The 3,375-nt window shown below is 60.9% G+C and carries 3 protein-coding genes; all 3 read left to right on the forward strand.

Features of this window, described 5'->3' with window-relative positions; translation table 11 throughout:
• The coding region (locus C7389_RS24550) for a DUF2345 domain-containing protein (protein ID WP_133595291.1) at positions 1–943 on the forward strand (943 nt) is incomplete at its 5' end.
• Positions 940–2,385 (forward strand): hypothetical protein, encoded by a 1,446-nt coding sequence (locus C7389_RS24555; protein WP_211168618.1) that lies wholly within the window; start codon positions 940–942, stop codon positions 2,383–2,385. The genes C7389_RS24550 and C7389_RS24555, both read left to right, overlap by 4 nt.
• 5 nt (positions 2,386–2,390) lie before the next feature.
• On the forward strand, positions 2,391–3,311 hold the full coding sequence (locus tag C7389_RS24560; protein ID WP_133595292.1) for a PoNe immunity protein domain-containing protein: 921 nt from the start codon (positions 2,391–2,393) through the stop codon (positions 3,309–3,311).
• The last annotated feature ends 64 nt before the right edge of the window (positions 3,312–3,375 follow it).

Below are 3,375 nucleotides of genomic sequence, written 5' to 3' on the forward strand. Positions count from 1 at the left end.
GCCGGTGATCGCGCTCTCGGCGCCGGCCGGCATCGCCCTGGGCAGCGGGCGCAGCATCGCCCTGGGGGCGGACGAGTTCCTGGATGCCGCCGCCCGGCAGCAGCTGCAGCTCAGCGCGGGCGAGCGCATGGTGCTCAACGCCGGCAACGGCCTGGGCACCTTCGCCCAGGCGGGCGACATGCGCCATATCGCCCACCAGGGGGAGTTGCTGCTGCAGGCCCAGCACAACAGCCTCCGGGTGGAGGCGGACCAGAGCGTGGAGATCAGTGCCAGTCAGCAGCATGTGCTGCTTGCAGCGGACCGGCACGTTACCTTGCTCTGCGGCGGGGCTTACCTGAAATTGGCCGACGGCAACCTCGAACTGGGAATGCCGGGTGAATTCATCGTCAAGGCTGGCAAGCACAATTTCCTTGCTCCCCAGGGGGACACCACCGACTTGCCCAGTTGGGTTGTCAGCTCCTTTCAAATGCCACGTGCGTTGAACATCCGCTATGCCTACAGCGACCTAAAACCGGTCGTCGATGCGCCGTACTGCATCGTTTTCGAAGACGGCTCAACGAAGCGGGGTGTGCTGGATGGGGCTGGATGCGCCTGGATTGAGAATCCGCCCGCACCTAGCCGCATTTACTTCGGCTTCGACCAGCGAGAGGCATTCGCTTACAACGAGCCGCAGGTTAATCCACTGCACGGAGTTCAAATCACGACGCCTGCAGAGGCTCACGCTGCGCTTGAACGCTACCGCAAGCTGGAATCCGAGTATCTGGCGGACCTCTATTTTCCCGACGAAATTAAGGCAATCGCCAATGTGGACTACGACGACCTGGTTGAAGACTACCAGTACGAAGGCGAATGGTCTGCGGCCCAGGATGATCAAGCAGGGGAGCCTGACGGTAGCCACGAAGAAATTCCGATTAGGGACGATGCACCGGAGCATGCACAGTGACAAACGATTACCTGAAGATGGCCGAGGAGGACACCCTGGCCGAGATACTCGTCTGGGTTCAGGAGGTAGTGGAAGGAAGGGGAGAGAGCCTGTCGCAAATGGTGGTCAGCGTCGTACTCGGCTGTGTACCGGGCGTGGGTCAGGCAGTCGACGTCTATAACATCCTGCGGGCGATTCATCGATTGACCAAAGATAGCGATGAGGCTGACAACTGGATGGAGTTGGTGCTTAGCCTCGTCGCTGTCATTCCGGGCTTCGGCGATGCCCTCAAAAATGCTTTCCGCATGCTGCGCAATGGCAGAGCCATGGCCCGCATTCTGGACAGCCTGCCCACCACTGTACGAGGCAATATCGAGAAGTGGTTCCGGGAATTGGATTGGCCGGCCTATACCAGGGAACTCATTACCAATACCAACAAGATCATCAGCGGCATTGTCGGCCTGCTGGATACCTATGCAGCTCGCTGGATACTGGACAAGAGAGGCTTGCAGGAACTCCGCGGCCGGCTCAATGCCATCAAGGCCAAAGCTCAGCAGAAAATCAGCGAGGCCATGAGCACACTGGAGGCGGCGCACATGCATGCCATGGCCCAGCCCCTGCCCAACACGACGGCCCATGTGCCGGCGCGCGCGCATGCGCCGGCCCGCCCGGCCCCGGGCTCCCGGGCGCCAGCACCGCGCAATCATGAGCTGCCCGCCAATACCGGTGGAACTGCAGCGCCACGCCAAGGCCAAGCCAATGCCCAGCAACGGCAAAGCGAAAAATCCTCGCGCAGCCGGCATCAGCTGGGGGTATCCGGGGAGCATATCGCTGACTACTACTTCTCCCGACGACAGAAGAGTCGGCAGAAGATCAACGCCCATGGCCTGCTTTACGAAATGCAGCAGCCAGATGGGGCTTCCGTTGCCGGCCATAAAGGCATCGATCACGTCTGGCACAGCACCCGCCTGCCCCTGCCCTACCGGATCAGCGACACCAAAGGCACGGGTAAAAGTTCGCACAAGCTGGAAACGCCGAAGCAAGTTTTCGACGCGCTGAGGTATGGGGTGGATGTCTATTTGGGGGAGGAAGATGAGAAACAGTTAAAGCGTGCGCTCAACAAACCCACGATTAGCGATGGCAGGCAATTAAGTCACCTCTGGATCTCTCGAAAGATCAATGGCGCGGGACTTCTTCCAGAGCACGAAACGTTGCTCGACAAGATCGAAGCCTGGGAGAGTGCCGAATTCAAACTTGGCACAACCGTTTCTTTCGAGAGCGAGACGCTACAAAAGCAGTTGGCCAGATGCCCCTACGACCGCAGCCTGATCACCGTGGTCGGCCCCAACCACAACCTGCACGATAGATCGAAGGGGAGAGTGGCGCCCTGCTGTGGCAAGGGTGCCGTCAGCCACCAGATCGGCACCGAATTCGTGATTCCTACCCATATGCTCAGGGAGTGAGCCTCATGCAAGCACTTCCTCCCATCGACTGGCAGCGCTGGACCGGTTGGCAGGTGCCGGCGACGCGCTTCGAACAACGCCGCGAGCCGTATTTGCGCTACGTCACATACGAGCGCCGCGCCAGCACCAAACTCGGTGGCATGGCGATGATCACCACCGAACTACCCAAGCATGCGGCCAAGGCCAAGCCGGGCGGCTTGATGACTTCGACCCGGCGACGCTTGTGGGATGTGCTGGACTGGCTCAGCCTGCAGTACTCCGCCGGAGCGCCGGTGGAACTGTTCGCCGAGGTGTGGCCCTATGCCCTGGCGTGGGCGGAGGAGTTCGCGGGCTTCCATGAGGCTTACCACCGCAGCCCGGAGGCCGATGATTACATCACGCCTCATGCGGCCTTGCGTACCGAAGACTACGCCAGAGTTGCCTTGCCCCTAGTCTGCTTTGGCCTCCTGAGCGGCCATGCAGTCGAGATGCAGCATGTCATGACTTTCCTCGATTACGGAAACGAAGCCATGGGCGTGCGCGACGGCCTGCTCGAACGCCTTGTGGCGCCCTTCGTACCCGACCGGGGTTCTCCGCCGGACACGGCGACCCGCCACCTGCCCTATCGCAAGCTGTTCAAGATCTTCGGAGCCGCGCCGGACAAGCGCCCCGCTCTGATGGCCAAGTACCTGGACGAGTGGTACCACGCCAGCCGCCGCGAACCCTATATCGACCAACATGCACTGGAAACGCGAACGGATGCCGGTTTTTACGGTTACTGGTCCTGGGAGGCCGCCGCCGTCACCTGGCTACTAGACATCGACGACAGCAGCTATCGCGAAATGCCTTTCTACCCGCGCGATCTGGTCGATTTTGCTCGCCGCAACCCCAACGGGGTTGTGCCGCCTTCACCGCCTGTCAAGCGACACGAGGATTTAACCCCCTGACGACATCTGGAATTGACCCCCTGGGTTAATCAACTCTCCGCGGTGATCGGGGTGGGGGCCGCGG

This window comes from Azoarcus indigens (genome assembly GCF_004361735.1).
GTDB classification, from domain to species: Bacteria; Pseudomonadota; Gammaproteobacteria; order Burkholderiales; family Rhodocyclaceae; genus Azoarcus; species Azoarcus indigens.